Raw genomic sequence first — 14794 nt, 5'->3', positions numbered from 1 at the left:
CGCCGCGAACTGGACAGACGCGAACGGCAGGCCGCTGCCAATGGCCGCGCCTCCCTGACCGACCGCAACTAAGGAGCAACAGCCATGATGATGACCCTGGGCTGGTTCGTGTTTATGCGCTCGACCCTCGCCCCCCTCTCACAACAAGACGAACGGGCATGGCGCCATCCGGGCAATAACCGGATCGGTGCTCGTCCTGCCTATCAGTTCCTCGGCCCCGATGATGAAACCACAACCCTGAGCGGGGTGCTGCTGCCCGAAGTGACCGGCGGCCCCGTCTCCCTCGACTTGCTCAACAATATGGCTGACAGCGGTCAGGCTTTCCCCCTGATCCAGGGCGATGGCGTCATGCGTGGGTCATTCGTGATCGAGGGCATCAGCACCACCCGCAGCGAGTTTTTCAGCGATGGCACCGCCCGTAAAATCGAGTTCACCATCAAGCTCAAGCGGGTCGATGACAACGACAGATCCCTTGTCCAAACCCTGCTGGGCCGCACCGCGGGCAACCTCTTTGGCCGCCTGGGCCTGGGCAAGCTGGTCGGCAGTATCGGCAACAAGCTCGGGGGGCTTCTCTGATGGGGGCTTTCGACCAGTTCGGCACGCGATTGGCCGAAGATTTGGGGCTGACCAATCCGCTCGACGCCTTGCGCCAAGGCCACCCGATACCGGCTTACCAGGTACTTGTCGACGGCAAAGACATCTCGGCCGCCATCAGGCCGCGCCTGATGTCGATGACCATCACAGACAACCGGGGCTTCACCGCCGACACCATCGAGATCACCCTCGATGACAGCGACGGCCAGCTCGATATGCCACGCCGGGGCGCCACCCTGCGCGCCCTCATTGGCTGGCAAGGCCAGGCCTTGGTCGACAAGGGCACCTACAAGATCGACGAGGTGGAGCACGGCGGGGCCCCGGATGTGCTCACCATACGGGGCAAGTCAGCAGACCTGCGCGGCGGCATGAACAAACTGCGTGAGCAAAGTTGGCACCAGACCACAGTCAGCGACATCGTCAGCCAGGTCGCCGCCCGCTACCAGCTCACCCCCTGCGTGGGTGACTCACTCAAGGGCCAGCTGATCGACCACATCGACCAGGCCAACGAGAGCGATCTCGCCTTCCTCACCCGCATGGCTGGTCAGTGTGATGGCATCGCCACCGTCAAGAATGGCCGCCTGCTGTTTATCAAGGCGGGCCAGGGCACCACCGCCAGCGGTCAGCCTCTGCCGGCCATCACCATCACCCGTCGGGATGGCGATCAACACCGCTTCTCGGTTGCCGACCGGGATGCCTACACCGGCGTGACCGCCTACTGGCAAGACAACAAGGAGGCGGAAAAGAAGAAAGTCGAGGTGAAGCGCAAGAAGAAGAGCAAGCCATCGCCGGAACGGCCCTTGCCCCCGGGGGTCATGGTGAACAAGCAAGAGAACGAGCTGCTGGTCGGTAGCAGCGAGAACGTCAAAGAGCTGCGGCATGTCTATGCCAGCCAGGCTAATGCCATGCGGGCCGCCCGGGCTGAATGGGAGAAGCTGCAACGCGGCGTGGCCGACTTCCAAATCACCCTGGCGATGGGCCGCCCTGAACTCTACCCGGAGCAACCCACCACCGTCAGAGGGTTCAAGCCCCAGATTGACGAAGCCGACTGGCTGCTCACCCAGGTGGTGCACGACCTCACCAATCAGGGCTTCACCAACCGCATGCAGCTCGAAGTGAAGCTGGCAGAGCTGCCGGAATAAATCTGTGTGGATCAAATGTGGACACTGATGAAAAACAAAAAAGGCCACTATTGCTAGTGGCCTTAGTAAGTCTTTGATTTTAATGGTGCCCGAGGCCGGAATCGAACCGGCACGACGCGAACGTCGAGGGATTTTAAATCCCTTGTGTCTACCGATTTCACCACTCGGGCACCGCAATCGGTATCAAGCTCGCGTGGCGGGCTTGTCAATATGGAGGCACGTTCCGGAGTCGAACCGGACTAAACGGATTTGCAATCCGCTGCATAACCGCTTTGCTAACGCGCCATGCAAAAGAGAGGAACTCTCTATTGTCTGAATTTGGAGCGGGAAACGAGACTCGAACTCGCGACCCCGACCTTGGCAAGGTCGTGCTCTACCAACTGAGCTATTCCCGCATCGGTCTGGCTGACTGCCTGACTGTGAGAACGCATTCTAGCGATGTTCCCCGCCCAGTCAACCAAAAACATTTAATACGCTGATCGTTCGGGTGTTTTTTACCCTTGTCCCACACTTTTGGCGCTCATGGCCGTTTCTCGGCGCCAGTGGCAGAGAAACGGCCATCTTCCCGTTTGGACTAGAACCGGGAGTGGTAGCTGAGATCGCCCCAGGCAGCCTTCATGTACTGGAACATGGACCAGAAGGTGAGCACGGTGGCCACGTAGAGCAGCACATAGGCGAGCCACACCATCCAGATGTCGTATTGCCAGATGAGGCCGGTGAGCGACACCATCTGGATCATGGTCTTCCATTTGCCAATCCAGCTGACCGCCACCGAGGAGCGCTTGCCAAGCTCGGCCATCCATTCACGCAGGGCGGAGATGATGATCTCCCGGCCAATCATGGTCATGGCGGGGATGGTGACCCAGACGGTGTTGTAGTGCTCGACGATGACCACCAGGGCCGCCGCCACCATGATCTTGTCGGCCACCGGATCGAGGAAGGCGCCAAAGGCGGTGGACTGGTTCAGCTTGCGGGCAAGATAGCCGTCAAACCAGTCGGTTGCGGCCGCCAGGATGAAGACGATGGCCGCCGCCATGTAGGACCACTGATAGGGAAGGTAGAACAGGATGACGAAGACGGGGATGAGCAAAATCCGAAAGAACGTCAGCAGGTTAGGAATATTTGTCATTATTTTCAGCCACTTCTTGTATGCCGCTACATGGTAGCCCCAAGCCGATCGCGGATGCAACCGAACTGGCGCCCGCCTTGGTCCATTAATCCATCAATAACCTCAGGATGCCGGTCATTATGGCATTTGGGAGCCCCCTGCGTCACGGCTCTTGTGCGCAGGCGGCACGCCCTGATGCCCCCTGGCGTGACCTCCTTCACACCAAAGGCAGCGCTAGAGCGAGTGCAATGCGTCGTGGATGGACTGGGCCAGCTCCTGGCTGATGCCGGGCACCTTGGCGAGCTCGTCCACCCCGGCCTTTTTCACCTCCTGCAAACCCCCCAGGTATTTGAGCAGCGCCTGTCGCCGTTTCGGCCCCACCCCGGGAATCTCTTCCAGGGTACTGGTGGTGCGGGCCTTTGCCCGCCTGGCCCGGTGGCCCGTGATGGCAAAGCGGTGGGATTCGTCGCGAATGTGCTGAATGAGGTGCAAGGCGGGCATATCTGCCGGCAGGTGCAGCTCTTCGTGGCTGTCCCCCAGGATCAGGGTTTCCAACCCCGCCTTGCGGGTCACCCCCTTGGCGATGCCCACCAGCAGCGGATATTTGCCACCGAGAAACTCCAGCTGGCGCGCCAGGATCTCCTCGGCGCGGCGCAACTGGCCGAGGCCGCCGTCGATGAACAGCACATCCGGCACCTTGTCCGGCTCCTGCTGCTTGCCAAAGCGACGCTCCAGCGCCTGCTCCATGGCGGCGTAGTCATCCCCGCCGGTGATACCGTCGATGTTGAAGCGGCGGTATTCCGAGGAGAGCGGCCCCTCCCGGTTGAACACCACGCAGGAGGCCACGGTGCGCTCCCCCATGGTGTGGGAGATATCGAAACATTCCATGCGGGCGATGGGGGTCTCGAGCTCCAGCAGCTCCTCCAGCTGATCATAACGGGCGGTGATGGTGCTCTTGTGGGCGAGGCGCGAGCGCAGCGCGGTCTGGGCATTGATGGAGGCGAGCTTGATGAAGCGGGCCCGTTCGCTGCGCGTCCGGCTCACCACCCGCACCTTGTAGCCGGCGGTCTGGCTCAGGGTGTCGGCGATGACGCTCTCATCCTCCAGCGCCACGTCCAGCAGCACCTCGCTCGGGATCTGCCGTCCCCCCTGCCCCGACAGATAGAACTGCAGCAGGAAGGATTGCACCACCTCGTCAAGCGGGGTATCGGCCGGCACTTTCGGGAAGTAGCTGCGCGATCCCAGCACCTTGCCCTGGCGGATGAAGAGCACGTGGATGCAGGCGGTCCCCTGCTCGAAGGCCACCCCCACCACGTCGAGCTCGTCCAGCACGTTGCCGCTCACCGACTGCTGCTCGGTGACCCGGCGCAGGGCCTGGATCTGATCCCGGTAGCGGGCCGCCTCCTCGAAGCGCAGATCGCCGCTGGCGGACTCCATCTTGCCCACCAGTTCGCCGATCACCTGCTGGTTCTTGCCCGCGAGGAACAGCTTGGCCAGCGCCACCTGCTGGGCATACTCGGCCTCGCTTACCAGCCCCGCCACACAGGGGCCGGCGCAGCGCTTGAGCTGGTAGAGCAGGCACGGGCGGGTACGGTTGGCATAGACGGCATCCTCGCACTGGCGCACCGGGAAGATCTTCTGCATCAGGTGCAGGCTCTCGCGTACCGCGCCACCGGAGGGGTAAGGGCCGAAATACTCCCCCTTCACCTTGCGGGCGCCGCGATGGACGCCAATGCGCGGGTGCCGATGGTCGGTGATGATGATCCAGGGGTAGGACTTGTCATCCCGCAGCAGCACGTTGTAGCGGGGCTGGTACTGCTTGATGAGGTTGTGCTCGAGGATCAGCGCCTCGGTCTCGGTGTGGGTGACCGTTACCTGCACATCGGCAATCTGGCGCACCAGGGTGCGGGTCTTGATGCTGTCGACATTGGCCCGAAAGTAGGAGGCGAGCCGTTTCTTGAGATCCTTGGCCTTGCCCACGTAGATGACGGTGCCGCCGCTGTCGTACATGCGGTAAACACCGCTCTGGTGGGTGACGGCACTCAGGAATGCCTTGCTGTCAAAATGGGGCTCGGGAGAGAGGGTCATCGGCAACTCGACTCAACGGATGAATGCAAAAAGACGGGGAGAGCATACTGCCCACAGCCTGCAAAAAGCAAAAGGCGGCCGGTGCCGCCTTTGGTGTCCACACGCCCCCGTTACAGGGTATCGGCATCCAGCATGCCATAACGAATGGCCAGATGGGTCAGCTCCACGTCACCGTTGATCCCCAGCTTGCTGAACAGGCGGTAGCGGTAGCTGTTGACCGTCTTCGGGCTCAGGTTGAGTTGCTCGGAGATGTCGGTCACCTTCTGCCCCTTGGTGATCATCATCATGATCTGCAGCTCCCGCTCGGAGAGGGACTTGAAGGGGTTCTCGTCGGCGGAGGCGAACTGGCTCAGGGCCATCTGCTGGGCGATCTCCGGGGAGATGTAACGCTGACCGGAGTGAACCAGGCGAATGGCGTGGATCATCTCGTCCGGCGCGGCCCCCTTGGTGAGGTACCCGGCAGCGCCCGCCTGCATCACCTTGGTAGGGAACGGATTTTCTGAATGAATGGTCAGCACTATGATGCGTACATCGGGGCGGATCCGCAGGATCTTGCGGGTCGCTTCCAGACCGCCGATGCCCGGCATGTTCATGTCCATCAGGATCACATCGGGGTGATGTTGCCGACAGAAGGCCACCGCGGTTTCCCCGCTCTGCGCCTCGCCCACCACCTTGATCCCGCGGACGTCTTCCAAAATGCGTCTTATCCCTGTACGCACCAACTCATGATCATCGACCAGGAATACATTAATCACCCAAACACCCCGTTTTTATCTCGTTATATGCCAGTTAGGGTTAACACGGCGTCTTGCATCATAACCAAACTCGATGATTTGGCAAACCATGGGCGGGAAAAGTTTGAAATTGCTCGTAAAATTCGTTTTAAATCAAATTATTATACAAAGAATCAATTAAAAAACGGCGCCCTGGGGCGCCGTATTGCATCAAAGCCGTTCCGCCAGCTTCAACCGGCCAGCAGCGCTCGCACCTTGTCGAGATCGGCCTGGGTGTCCACCCCCACCGGCGGGGCTTGCAGCGCCTGGGCCACGTGGATCTTCTCCCCGTACCAGAGCACCCGTAGCTGCTCCAGGGCTTCGACCTGCTCGAGCACGCTCGGTGCCCAGTCCACGTAACGCTGGATGAAGCCGGCGCGATAGGCGTAGATGCCGATGTGGCGCTGGTAGTGATCGCCAATCTGCTCGCGGCTCTGGGCAAAGCGGTCCCGATCCCAGGGGATGCTGGCGCGACTGAAATAGAGGGCATACCCCTCCCGGTCGGTCACCACCTTGACGGCATTGGGATTGAACGCCTCTTCGGCATCCCTGATCGGCACCGACAGCGTCGCCATGGGCGCGCTGGCCGCGGCCAGGTTGTCCGCCACCTGGCGGATGATGACGGGGGGAATGAGGGGCTCGTCCCCCTGCACGTTGACGATGATGGTATCGGCGGCAAAGCCGTAGTGACGGCACACCTCGGCCAGACGCTCGGTGCCGGACTGGTGATCCGCTGAGGTCATGCACACCTCGAACCCGGCAGCGGCGGCAAAGGGAGCCAGAGCCTGCTGCACCCGCTCGTCATCGGTGGCGACGATCACCCGATCGGCGCCCGATTGCAGGGCCTTCTCCACCACGTGCTGCACCATGGGCTTGCCGTGAATGTCGGCCAGCGGCTTGCCCGGCAGCCGGGTGGAGGCGTAACGGGCAGGAATGACGACGACGAAACTCATGGCTTCAGCTCTTCCAGCGCCAGGTGACGGGCCCGGTTCTCCAGCAGCACCGGGATCCCCTCCTCCAGGGGATAGGCCAGTCTGTCGAAGCGGCAGATGAGCTCCTGAGGGCCCTCGGCGTGCGCTTGATAGTGCAGTTTCCCCTTGCAGACCGGGCAGGCGATGATGTCGAGCAGTTTAATATCCAGTGCCACAACGAAACTCCTTTAACGATTTCCCACAGGCGATCTTGCCTGGCATGTCAATGTGCAGGGCCAGCCCCCGAGTCCGGGCGCTGGCCGTCTGTTCCAATCCGGTGGCGCCCCGTCAGGGCGCCTGGTGCCCGTCCCCTCTTCCGGGCTGCGGGCCCAGGGTGCGCAGCAGCGCCTCCCCCAGGGCATCGGGCAGCTCGGCGCTGACCGGCAGATACCACCAGTTGTCCGGGGCGAAGGGGCGGCACTTGACCGCATCCTTCTCGGTCATCAGCAAGGGGCGCTGGCCGAAGCGGGCCAGCAGCTCGGCGGCGTCGAACGCCTGGTGATCCCCGTAGCCGACGCTCTGCACCAGCTCATAACCAAGGGCGGTCAGGGTGGCGAAGAAACGGGGGGGATGGCCGATGCCCGCCAGGGCATCCACCGGCCCCGAGAGGGGGGCCGTGAGAGGCGCATCGTCGCACACCCGGCGCAGGGTATCCGGCACCAGGCGCATGGCGTACTCGCCACGGGCGGGTTCGCCGCCGTTGCAGATGATGGCGTCCACCCGCTTGAGGCGGGTCGTGGGCTCGCGCAGCGGCCCCATCGGCAGCAGACAGCCATTGCCAAAGCGGCGCGCACCGTCCACCACCACCAGTTCGATGTCACGGGCCAGGGCATAGTGCTGCAGGCCGTCGTCGGTGACGATGATGTCCACCTCACCGCTTTGCTCCAGCAACCGCACCGCATCGGCCCGTCTGGGGGCCACCGCCACGGGGCAGCCGCAGCGTCTGGCGATGAGCACGGGCTCATCCCCGGCCTCGGCCGGGGTGCTGCTCTCATCCAGTCGATAGGGGTAATGGGGCGCCTTGCCGCCATAGCCGCGGCTGACCACGCCTGGGCGCCAGCCCCGGGCCTGGAGTTGTTCCACCAGCCAGACCACCACCGGGGTCTTGCCGTTGCCCCCCACCGAGAGATTGCCCACCACCACCACCGGCAGGGTGGCCCGATAGGCGCTGAACCAGCCTCGGCGATACCCCAGACGGCGGACGCCGCTGATCAGGGCAAACAGCAGGGCGAAGGGGGCCAGCCCCCAGCGCCAGAGGCTGTTCCCGTACCAGAGTCTGGCCAGCATCAGCCCTTGTTACCCGTGGCAGTATTACCAAACTGAATGGCCCGCAGCTGGGCATAAGTACCATGCATGTCCATCAGGGTTTGGTGGTTGCCGCGCTCGACGATGTGTCCCTCGTCGATCACCAGGATCTCGTCCGCCTTCTCGATGGTGGAGAGGCGGTGGGCGATCACGAGGGAAGTGCGTGCCTTGCACAGCTCGTCGATGGCCGCCTGGATGTGGCGCTCGGACTCGGTGTCCAGGGCCGAGGTGGCCTCGTCCAGCAGCAGCACCGGAGAGTCCCGCAGCAGGGCGCGGGCGATGGCGATGCGCTGGCGCTGGCCGCCGGAGAGGGAGGCGCCGTTCTCGCCGATGACGGTGTCATAGCCTTCCGGCATCTTGCTGACGAAGTCGTCCGCATGGGCGATGCGGGCCGCCTGCTTGATCTCGTCGCGGCTGTACTTCTCTTCCGCCGCGTAGGCGATGTTGTTGGCCACGGAGTCGTTGAAGAGGTGCACGTGCTGGGAGACCAGAGCGTACTGCTTGCGCAGCTCGCTCAGGCGGTATTCGCGGATGTTGACGCCATCCAGCAGAATTTCCCCCTCTTCGATGTCATAGAAGCGGGTCAGGAGGCTCGCGATGGTGCTCTTGCCGGAGCCGGAACGACCCACCAGGGCCACCGATTTGCCCGCCTCCACCTTGAAGCTGATGTTGCGCAGCGCCGGTGTCTCCTTGGTCGGGTAGGTGAAGGTGACGTTGCGAAACTCGATTTCACCTCGGGCACGTTCCAGGGTGCGAGTGCCGGTGTCCTGCTCCGGAGTGGAGTCCAGCAGACCGAACAGGCTCTGGCAGGCGGTGATGCCGCGCTGGAACTGGTTGTTCACGTCGGTCAGGCTTTTCAGCGGCTTGAGCAGCATCATCATGGAGGTGACCATGACGGTGAAGGTGCCCGCGGTCAGGGTCGCCTTGACGCTGTCGATGGTGGCGACATAGAGGAAGACCGCAAGGGCCACGGAGGCCACCATCTGGACGATGGGGCTGCCGATGGCGTCGGCGGCGACCATCTTCATGGTCTGCTGGCGCATCCGGTTGCTCACCTGGTAGAAGCGCTTGTCCTCCACCTCCTGACCCCCGAACATCAGCACCTCTTTGTGCCCCTTGAGCATCTGCTCGGTGGAGGTGGTGATGTCACCTACCGCCTGCTGGATGTGGCGGCTTATCTTGCGAAAACGTCGGCTGATGATGCTGATGAGGATCCCGACCAGGGGCCCCACCACCAGGAAGATCACCGACAACTGCCAGGAGTGCCAGAACATCAGGCCCAGCAGGCCGATGACGGTGGCCCCTTCCCGCACCAGGGAGACCAGGGTCGAGCTCGCGGCGGACGACACCTGACCGGCGTCATAGGTCACCTTGGAGAGCAGGTTGCCGGTGTTCTGGCGGTCGAAGAAGCTCATGGGCATGGCCATCAGGTGGCTGAACACCTGCTGCTGCAGGCGCATCACCACGTGGTTGCCGACCCAGGCCATGCAGTAGTTGGAGAGGAAGGCGGCGCAGCCGCGCAGAGCCACGATGCCGAGGACGAAGAAGGGCATCCACTTGAGCACGCTGCTGTCGTTGCCGTTGAGCCCCTGATCGATGAGCGGTTTGATGGAGTAGACGAAGGTGGTATCCACGGCCGCATAACCCAGCATGCCAATGATGCCGCCCACCAGACCCAGCTTGCGATCCCGGACATAACCGAGCAGGCGCTTGAAGACGGTCCAGCTCTCTTGTGAGGTTTCTTGTTGCATGAATAGCCGTTAATAAGGGAAATGACGGGCTATTCTAGCCAAACCTTGGAGCTACACCAAGCGCCGCTGGCGCGATGGCTACAACCCGGGTCACAAATGAAGGCCGCCCCTTGCCGGGCTGGCTCACCGGATCCTCACTCCCTTCCCCATACCTGCGGCTGCCACCAGGGGCCGCCACGCCTGTACCAGGGCCCCTGCTCCCGCTCGGCCCGGATCCTGAGCCCCGCGTCCCCCGGCTCGATCAGGATGGCGCCATCCTGCCCCGTGACCCACTGCCGCGCCCCTTGGTATCGCGCCACCACCTCGGGGCGGGGAAAGCCCCACTGGTTCATGAAGCCTGCGCTGTGCACCACGAAGGCAGGTTTCACCGCCGCCACGAAGGGGGCCGTGGAGGAGGTGCGACTGCCATGATGCGGGCTCACCAGCAGGGTGCTGGCCAGCCCCGCGCCCTCACCCTCCTCCAGCGCCAGTGCCAGCAGGCGGCGCTCTGCCTGCTGCTCGATGTCGCCGCTCAGCAGCAGCCGATGACGCCCGTCGTCCAGCTGTACCACACAACTGTCATTGTTACGCCCCGCCCCGGCTGCCAGGGGCCAGAGCACCCGCACATCCAGTCCCTGCCAATGCCACTGCTGACCTCGGCGGCAGGCCTGGGTAGCCGGTGCAAAGGGGAAGGAGGAGAGCTCCCGGCGCACCGCCATGCTCTGCAGCAGAGCCTGCCGGTTGCCCGCGTGATCCCTGTCTCTGTGGCTGATGATCAGGGTGTCGATCACCCGGATGCCGAGCCGGTTGAGCAGGGGCAGGATGGCCGCATCCGCCATGTTGTAGCCCCCGGGGTAGCGATCCCCGGTATCAAACAGGATGGCCCGCTCGCCCCGGGTGACGAGCACCGAGAGCCCCTGCCCCACGTCCAGCACCCGCACCTGCCAGGAAGCGGGAGCAGGCCAGAGGGCGAGCAGCAGAGCCGCCGCCACCGGCCCCCCCAGGGCGCGCCCTCCCGGCAGGTGCCATCCCGTCCACAGCAGGATCAGCAGGGCGCTGGCGGGCATCAGCCAGCCGGGCACCGGCCACCAGAGCTGCAGGCGATCCGCCAGCTGCGTGAGCCCCCACAGCACCCCCTCCAGGCCGAAGGCGGAGACCCAGAGCAGGCCGTGGGCCAGCAACGTGGAGAGGGGCGCCACCAGTACGCCGACGAGCGCCAGGGGAATGATGACAAGGCAGAACAGCGGCAGTGCCAGCAGATTGAGCAGAAACGCCAGGGGCGCCATCCCCTCGAACAGCAGCAGTTGCAGGGGCAGCAATCCGAGCAGCAGCAGAAGTTGCAGCCGCACCAGGCCGGGGCGATCGTGCAGCAGGCTCGCCAGCAACAGCAGGGCCACCGCCAGAAAAGAGAGCCAGAACCCCGCAGAATAGAGGGCGAAAGGGTCCCACAATGTCAGCACCACGAAGGCCCACAGCCAGATCCGGTGGCTCGGCCAGTCCCGCTTTAGCCAGCGCAGCAGGCTCCACACCAGCACCATGATGAGGGCACGCTCGGTGGCCACCGCAAACCCCGCCAGCCAGCTGTAGGTGGCCGCGAACAGGAGTGACACGCAGATAGCCCCGCGCAGCCCGAACAGCCGCCCGAGCCACCAGCCGAGCACCGCCACCAGAGCGATATGCTGGCCCGAGATGGCGATGATGTGGGTCAGGCCGCTGCCGCGAAAGAGTTCCCACTGGGCATCCGTGATCCCCCCCTGTTCCCCGAAGGTGAGGGCTGCCAGCAGGGGGGCCTGCGCCATCCCCTCCCAGGCGCGACTCGCCGCCGCCAGCCAGCGATCGCGCACACCCGGGGGCACGGCATCCAGGGCGATGACCCGGCGCAGGTTGCCGGTGGCGGTGATCCCCTTGCCAAGGAGCAGGCGCCGCCCATCCATCCCCGCTTCGTTGGCCAGGCCATGGGCCAGCTTGAGAGAGGTCACCAGGGTGACGCGGCTGCCGGCAGGCAACGGCGGCAACACCTGATAGGCATTGACCCGCACCAGGGGTGGCACGATGAGGGGGCGATCGTCCAGGGTGTCGAGGCGCAGCAGCAGGCGCGCAAATTTATCCCCCTCTTTCTCTCCCGAAGACTCCGTACTTTGCACGTGTGCGGTTATGATGTGGCTCGTTTTTTTGCCAAGTTGATCCAGCCAGGCAAGCCGGTAGTGCAAATTCACCTGCATCCAGAGGATGCCGAGCAGCAGAAACAGCAGCCGCCAGCAACGACCACCGGCGAGAGGAAGCGCGAGCAGCAGCATCAGGCCACCCCATTCCCATGAAGGCAGCCATGGCCAAAGCAGTGAGGAGCTTGCCCCCAGGGCAAACGACAACAGACGCAGATCCATGGAGCAAGTATTTAGCAAGGTTCAGAACATGCCCAAACGAATCATACAACGCTGGCTACCCGACCCGGCGACCCTCAAGGAACACAAGCACTTGCGACTCTTTGGCAAGCTGCTGCTGGATACCAATCTCTGGCATCTCAACCGGCGCTCCGCCGCCGGTGCCTGTGCGGTCGGCCTCTTCATGGCCTGGGTGCCCCTCCCCTGCCAGATGCTGCTGGCCGCTGGCGGCGCCATCGCCTGCCGGGTCAACCTGCCCCTCTCGGTGGCCCTGGTCTGGCTCTCCAACCCCCTGACCATGCCACCGCTGTTTTATGGCGCCTATCTGGTGGGCTGCCAGTTGCTGGGGCACCCCTCCCAGCACATCGAGATCACCTTCACCTGGGCCTGGCTGGTGTCGGTGTTCGAGACGGTGGCCCCGCCGCTCTTGCTGGGCTCCCTGGTGCTTGCCCTGCTGAGCGCCCTCGTCGGCTATGTCCTGGTTCGCGCGGGCTGGCGCCTGAGCACGGTGCGCCAGTGGCAAAAACGCAAGGTGGCGCGCCCATGCTGAATCGCTGGTTGGCCCGCTTCAAGATTGACCCCGATACCCTGCGCCAACAGAAGTGGTTCGCCCTCTTTGGCGAGCGACTGCTGACCCCCGCCCTCTGGCAAGGGGGAACACGGGCCCTCTGTGGCGCCGTGGCGGCCGGGCTGTTCGCCAGCTGGGTCCCCATGCCCATGCACTCCCTGGTGGCCGTCGCCCTGGTGCTGGCCTTCAGCTTCAACCTGCCGCTGGCCCTCTTGGCGGTCTGGTTCAACAACCCGCTGACACTCCCCTTCATGTACCTCTACGCCTATCGTACCGGTTGCCTGGTGCTGAACGAGACGCCAGCCCCCTTCCATCTCACCTGGTCCCTGCACTGGCTGGAGCAGGAAGCGGCTATCCTGGTGCCCCCCTTCCTGCTCGGCAGCCTGCTGCTGGCGGTGCTGAGCGCTGCCGCTGGCGCCTTGCTCACCCTGCTGCTGTTGCAACTGGGCAAACTGGCCCGCCCCCGCTAGGTTGCCAGCACGCCGTCCTTGTCTCGGGCGGCGTGCCTTGCCATCGTCTGCCTCTGCCACCACACTCCTTGTAACCCGTTGTTTTTCGACCCCCATTCGAAACAAGGAGCCCACCATGGCCGAACCGCTCACGCTGGCCCATGCCAATGGCAACCCCCTCTCCCTGCTCCCCGCCATGGCCAATCGCCACGGCCTTATCACCGGGGCCACCGGCACCGGCAAGACAGTCACCCTGCAGGTGCTGGCGGAGGGGTTTTCCCGCCTCGGCGTGCCGGTCTTTCTGGCAGATGTGAAGGGGGATCTGAGCGGCCTGGGCGCCGCCGGCACCCCCTCTGCCAAGCTGGATGCCCGTCTGGCCCAGCTCGGCCTTCAGGCACCCGACTTTGCCGCCAGCCCCACCCTGTTCTGGGATCTCTTCGCCGAAGAGGGCCACCCGGTGCGGGCCACCGTCTCCGACATGGGGCCTCTGTTGCTTGCACGCCTGCTCGGCCTCAACGACACCCAGAGCGGGGTGCTGGAGCTGGTGTTCAAGGTGGCGGACGACGAGGGGTTGCTGTTGCTCGATCTGAAAGACCTGCGGGCCATGGTGCAGTTTGCGGGGGAGCACGCCAAGACCCTCACCACCCGCTACGGCAATGTGTCGACCGCCTCCATCGGCGCCATCCTGCGCAACCTCCTCACCCTGGAGAGCGCGGGCGGCGATCACTTCTTCGGCGAGCCCATGCTGGACATCCAGGATCTGATGCAGACCGACGAGGCGGGCCACGGCCATATCAATGTGCTGGCCGCCGGCAAGCTCACCCAGTCCAGCCGCCTCTATGCCTGCTTCCTGCTCTGGCTGCTCTCCGAGCTGTTCGAACAGTTGCCCGAGATAGGGGATCCGGAAAAGCCCGTGCTGGTGTTCTTCTTCGACGAGGCCCACCTGCTGTTCAAGGATGCGCCCAGGGCGCTGCTGGAGAAAATTGAGCTGGTGGTGCGCCTCATCCGCTCCAAGGGGGTGGGCGTCTATTTCGTGACCCAGAGCCCGGCCGACATCCCCGACAGCGTGCTGGGGCAGCTTGGCAACCGGGTGCAGCACGCCCTGCGCGCCTTCACCCCGAGCGATCAAAAGGCGGTGCGCATCGCCGCCAACACCCTGCGGGCCAACCCTGCCTTCGACGCCGCCGGAGCCATCACTGAACTGGGGGTCGGGGAGGCGCTCATCTCCCTGCTCGACGAGAAGGGGCGGCCCAGCGTGGTGGAGCGCGCCTTCATCGCGCCCCCGGCCAGCCGCATCGGCCCCCTGAGCGCGGCCGAGCACCAGGCGCTTATTCAGGGCTCATTGCTCTACGGCAGATACGACACCCAGGAGGACAGGGAGTCCGCGTTCGAGCGACTTCAAGAGACATCGCCCGCCGCCGGTGACGAGACCGCTTCCCCACAGAACGACCAGGGCGGCGGTCTGCTGGATGCCTTGAATGGCATCCTGTTCGGTCGCACCGGCCCCCGTGGTGGCCAGCATGACGGGGTGGTGCAGACCGCCGCCAAGAGCGTGGCCCGCACCCTCGGCAACGAGGTGGGACGCCAGCTGATGCGCGGGGTGCTCGGCTCCCTGCTGGGAAGCAGCAAGCGGCGCCGCTGATGCCGGAAAATGAAAAAGCCCGCCGATACGGCGGGCTTTTTAT

The 14794-nt window shown here is 64.1% G+C and carries 13 protein-coding genes and 3 tRNA genes; 5 read left to right on the top strand and 11 right to left on the bottom strand.

What is annotated here, in order from left to right; all coding sequences use genetic code 11:
- The first annotated feature begins 84 nt into the window (after nt 1-84).
- Both AB5Y59_RS19990 and AB5Y59_RS19985 read left to right on the top strand, forming a co-directional pair.
- Nucleotides 85-576 (top strand): phage tail protein, encoded by a 492-nt coding sequence (locus tag AB5Y59_RS19990; RefSeq protein ID WP_104452358.1) that lies wholly within the window; start codon nt 85-87, stop codon nt 574-576.
- Nucleotides 576-1736, top strand: coding sequence for a phage late control D family protein (locus tag AB5Y59_RS19985; RefSeq protein WP_342040397.1), 1161 nt, complete (start codon nt 576-578; stop codon nt 1734-1736). Before AB5Y59_RS19990 ends, AB5Y59_RS19985 begins: the two co-directional genes overlap by 1 nt.
- An 83-nt stretch (nt 1737-1819) precedes the next feature.
- Here AB5Y59_RS19985 and AB5Y59_RS19980 read toward each other — a convergent pair.
- The 11 genes from AB5Y59_RS19980 to AB5Y59_RS19930 form a co-directional block, all read right to left on the bottom strand.
- Nucleotides 1820-1906, bottom strand: a tRNA-Leu gene (locus AB5Y59_RS19980).
- Between the two features lie 41 nt (nt 1907-1947).
- A tRNA-Cys gene (locus AB5Y59_RS19975) sits at nt 1948-2021 on the bottom strand.
- A 34-nt stretch (nt 2022-2055) separates the two neighbouring features.
- Nucleotides 2056-2131, bottom strand: a tRNA-Gly gene (locus tag AB5Y59_RS19970).
- Between the two features lie 179 nt (nt 2132-2310).
- Nucleotides 2311-2865, bottom strand: coding sequence for a CDP-diacylglycerol--glycerol-3-phosphate 3-phosphatidyltransferase (gene pgsA, locus AB5Y59_RS19965; protein WP_010675229.1), 555 nt, complete (start codon nt 2863-2865; stop codon nt 2311-2313).
- 213 nt (nt 2866-3078) lie between these two features.
- Entirely contained in the window at nt 3079-4932 is a 1854-nt protein-coding gene (gene uvrC, locus AB5Y59_RS19960; RefSeq protein WP_029314745.1) for an excinuclease ABC subunit UvrC, read from the bottom strand.
- A 110-nt stretch (nt 4933-5042) separates the two neighbouring features.
- The gene (gene uvrY / locus AB5Y59_RS19955; RefSeq protein ID WP_010675231.1) at nt 5043-5687 is read right to left on the bottom strand and encodes a UvrY/SirA/GacA family response regulator transcription factor; all 645 of its coding nucleotides are present in this window, start codon (nt 5685-5687) and stop codon (nt 5043-5045) included.
- A gap of 209 nt (nt 5688-5896) precedes the next feature.
- The gene (gene kdsB, locus AB5Y59_RS19950; RefSeq protein ID WP_368212550.1) at nt 5897-6658 is read right to left on the bottom strand and encodes a 3-deoxy-manno-octulosonate cytidylyltransferase; all 762 of its coding nucleotides are present in this window, start codon (nt 6656-6658) and stop codon (nt 5897-5899) included.
- Nucleotides 6655-6852: a Trm112 family protein gene (locus tag AB5Y59_RS19945; protein WP_010675233.1), complete on the bottom strand. Its 198-nt coding sequence runs from the start codon at nt 6850-6852 to the stop codon at nt 6655-6657. Before AB5Y59_RS19945 ends, kdsB begins: the two co-directional genes overlap by 4 nt.
- Before the next feature lie 112 nt (nt 6853-6964).
- Nucleotides 6965-7963: a tetraacyldisaccharide 4'-kinase gene (gene lpxK, locus AB5Y59_RS19940; RefSeq protein WP_049636855.1), complete on the bottom strand. Its 999-nt coding sequence runs from the start codon at nt 7961-7963 to the stop codon at nt 6965-6967.
- A complete protein-coding gene (msbA, locus tag AB5Y59_RS19935) occupies nt 7963-9732 on the bottom strand; it encodes a lipid A ABC transporter ATP-binding protein/permease MsbA (protein WP_010675235.1) in 1770 nt (589 codons plus the stop codon). Before msbA ends, lpxK begins: the two co-directional genes overlap by 1 nt.
- 134 nt (nt 9733-9866) lie before the next feature.
- The gene (locus tag AB5Y59_RS19930) at nt 9867-12008 is read right to left on the bottom strand and encodes a DNA internalization-related competence protein ComEC/Rec2 (RefSeq protein ID WP_342040394.1); all 2142 of its coding nucleotides are present in this window, start codon (nt 12006-12008) and stop codon (nt 9867-9869) included.
- 115 nt (nt 12009-12123) lie between these two features.
- Between AB5Y59_RS19930 and AB5Y59_RS19925 the strand changes: the two genes are divergently transcribed.
- The 3 genes from AB5Y59_RS19925 to AB5Y59_RS19915 all read left to right on the top strand — a co-directional run bounded on the left by AB5Y59_RS19925 (nt 12124) and on the right by AB5Y59_RS19915 (nt 14751).
- Nucleotides 12124-12642, top strand: a complete 519-nt coding sequence (locus tag AB5Y59_RS19925) for a DUF2062 domain-containing protein (RefSeq protein WP_103242902.1) — start codon at nt 12124-12126, stop codon at nt 12640-12642.
- The gene (locus tag AB5Y59_RS19920) at nt 12636-13130 is read left to right on the top strand and encodes a DUF2062 domain-containing protein (RefSeq protein ID WP_102948610.1); all 495 of its coding nucleotides are present in this window, start codon (nt 12636-12638) and stop codon (nt 13128-13130) included. Before AB5Y59_RS19925 ends, AB5Y59_RS19920 begins: the two co-directional genes overlap by 7 nt.
- Nucleotides 13131-13245: 115 nt before the next feature.
- A complete protein-coding gene (locus AB5Y59_RS19915; protein WP_368212549.1) occupies nt 13246-14751 on the top strand; it encodes a helicase HerA-like domain-containing protein in 1506 nt (501 codons plus the stop codon).
- Nucleotides 14752-14794 lie beyond the last annotated feature (43 nt).

Origin of the sequence: Aeromonas sp. s10, assembly GCF_040907975.1 — a bacterium.
Taxonomy (GTDB): Bacteria; Pseudomonadota; Gammaproteobacteria; order Enterobacterales; family Aeromonadaceae; genus Aeromonas; species Aeromonas caviae.
The sequence above is the reverse complement of the archived record's forward strand: the minus strand, read 5'-3'. Positions and strand labels throughout refer to the sequence as shown.

Excerpts from the sequence above, each read along its gene's own strand:
- AB5Y59_RS19990 (WP_104452358.1), top strand. The coding sequence starts at position 85 with ATGATGATGACCCTGGGCTGGTTCGTGTTTATGCGCTCGACCCTCGCC.
- AB5Y59_RS19985 (WP_342040397.1), top strand. The coding sequence starts at position 576 with ATGGGGGCTTTCGACCAGTTCGGCACGCGATTGGCCGAAGATTTGGGG.
- pgsA (WP_010675229.1), bottom strand. The coding sequence starts at position 2,865 with ATGACAAATATTCCTAACCTGCTGACGTTCTTTCGGATTTTGCTCATC.
- uvrC (WP_029314745.1), bottom strand. The coding sequence starts at position 4,932 with ATGACCCTCTCTCCCGAGCCCCATTTTGACAGCAAGGCATTCCTGAGT.
- kdsB (WP_368212550.1), bottom strand. The coding sequence starts at position 6,658 with ATGAGTTTCGTCGTCGTCATTCCTGCCCGTTACGCCTCCACCCGGCTG.
- lpxK (WP_049636855.1), bottom strand. The coding sequence starts at position 7,963 with ATGCTGGCCAGACTCTGGTACGGGAACAGCCTCTGGCGCTGGGGGCTG.
- msbA (WP_010675235.1), bottom strand. The coding sequence starts at position 9,732 with ATGCAACAAGAAACCTCACAAGAGAGCTGGACCGTCTTCAAGCGCCTG.
- AB5Y59_RS19930 (WP_342040394.1), bottom strand. The coding sequence starts at position 12,008 with ATGCTGCTGCTCGCGCTTCCTCTCGCCGGTGGTCGTTGCTGGCGGCTG.
- AB5Y59_RS19925 (WP_103242902.1), top strand. The coding sequence starts at position 12,124 with ATGCCCAAACGAATCATACAACGCTGGCTACCCGACCCGGCGACCCTC.
- AB5Y59_RS19920 (WP_102948610.1), top strand. The coding sequence starts at position 12,636 with ATGCTGAATCGCTGGTTGGCCCGCTTCAAGATTGACCCCGATACCCTG.
- AB5Y59_RS19915 (WP_368212549.1), top strand. The coding sequence starts at position 13,246 with ATGGCCGAACCGCTCACGCTGGCCCATGCCAATGGCAACCCCCTCTCC.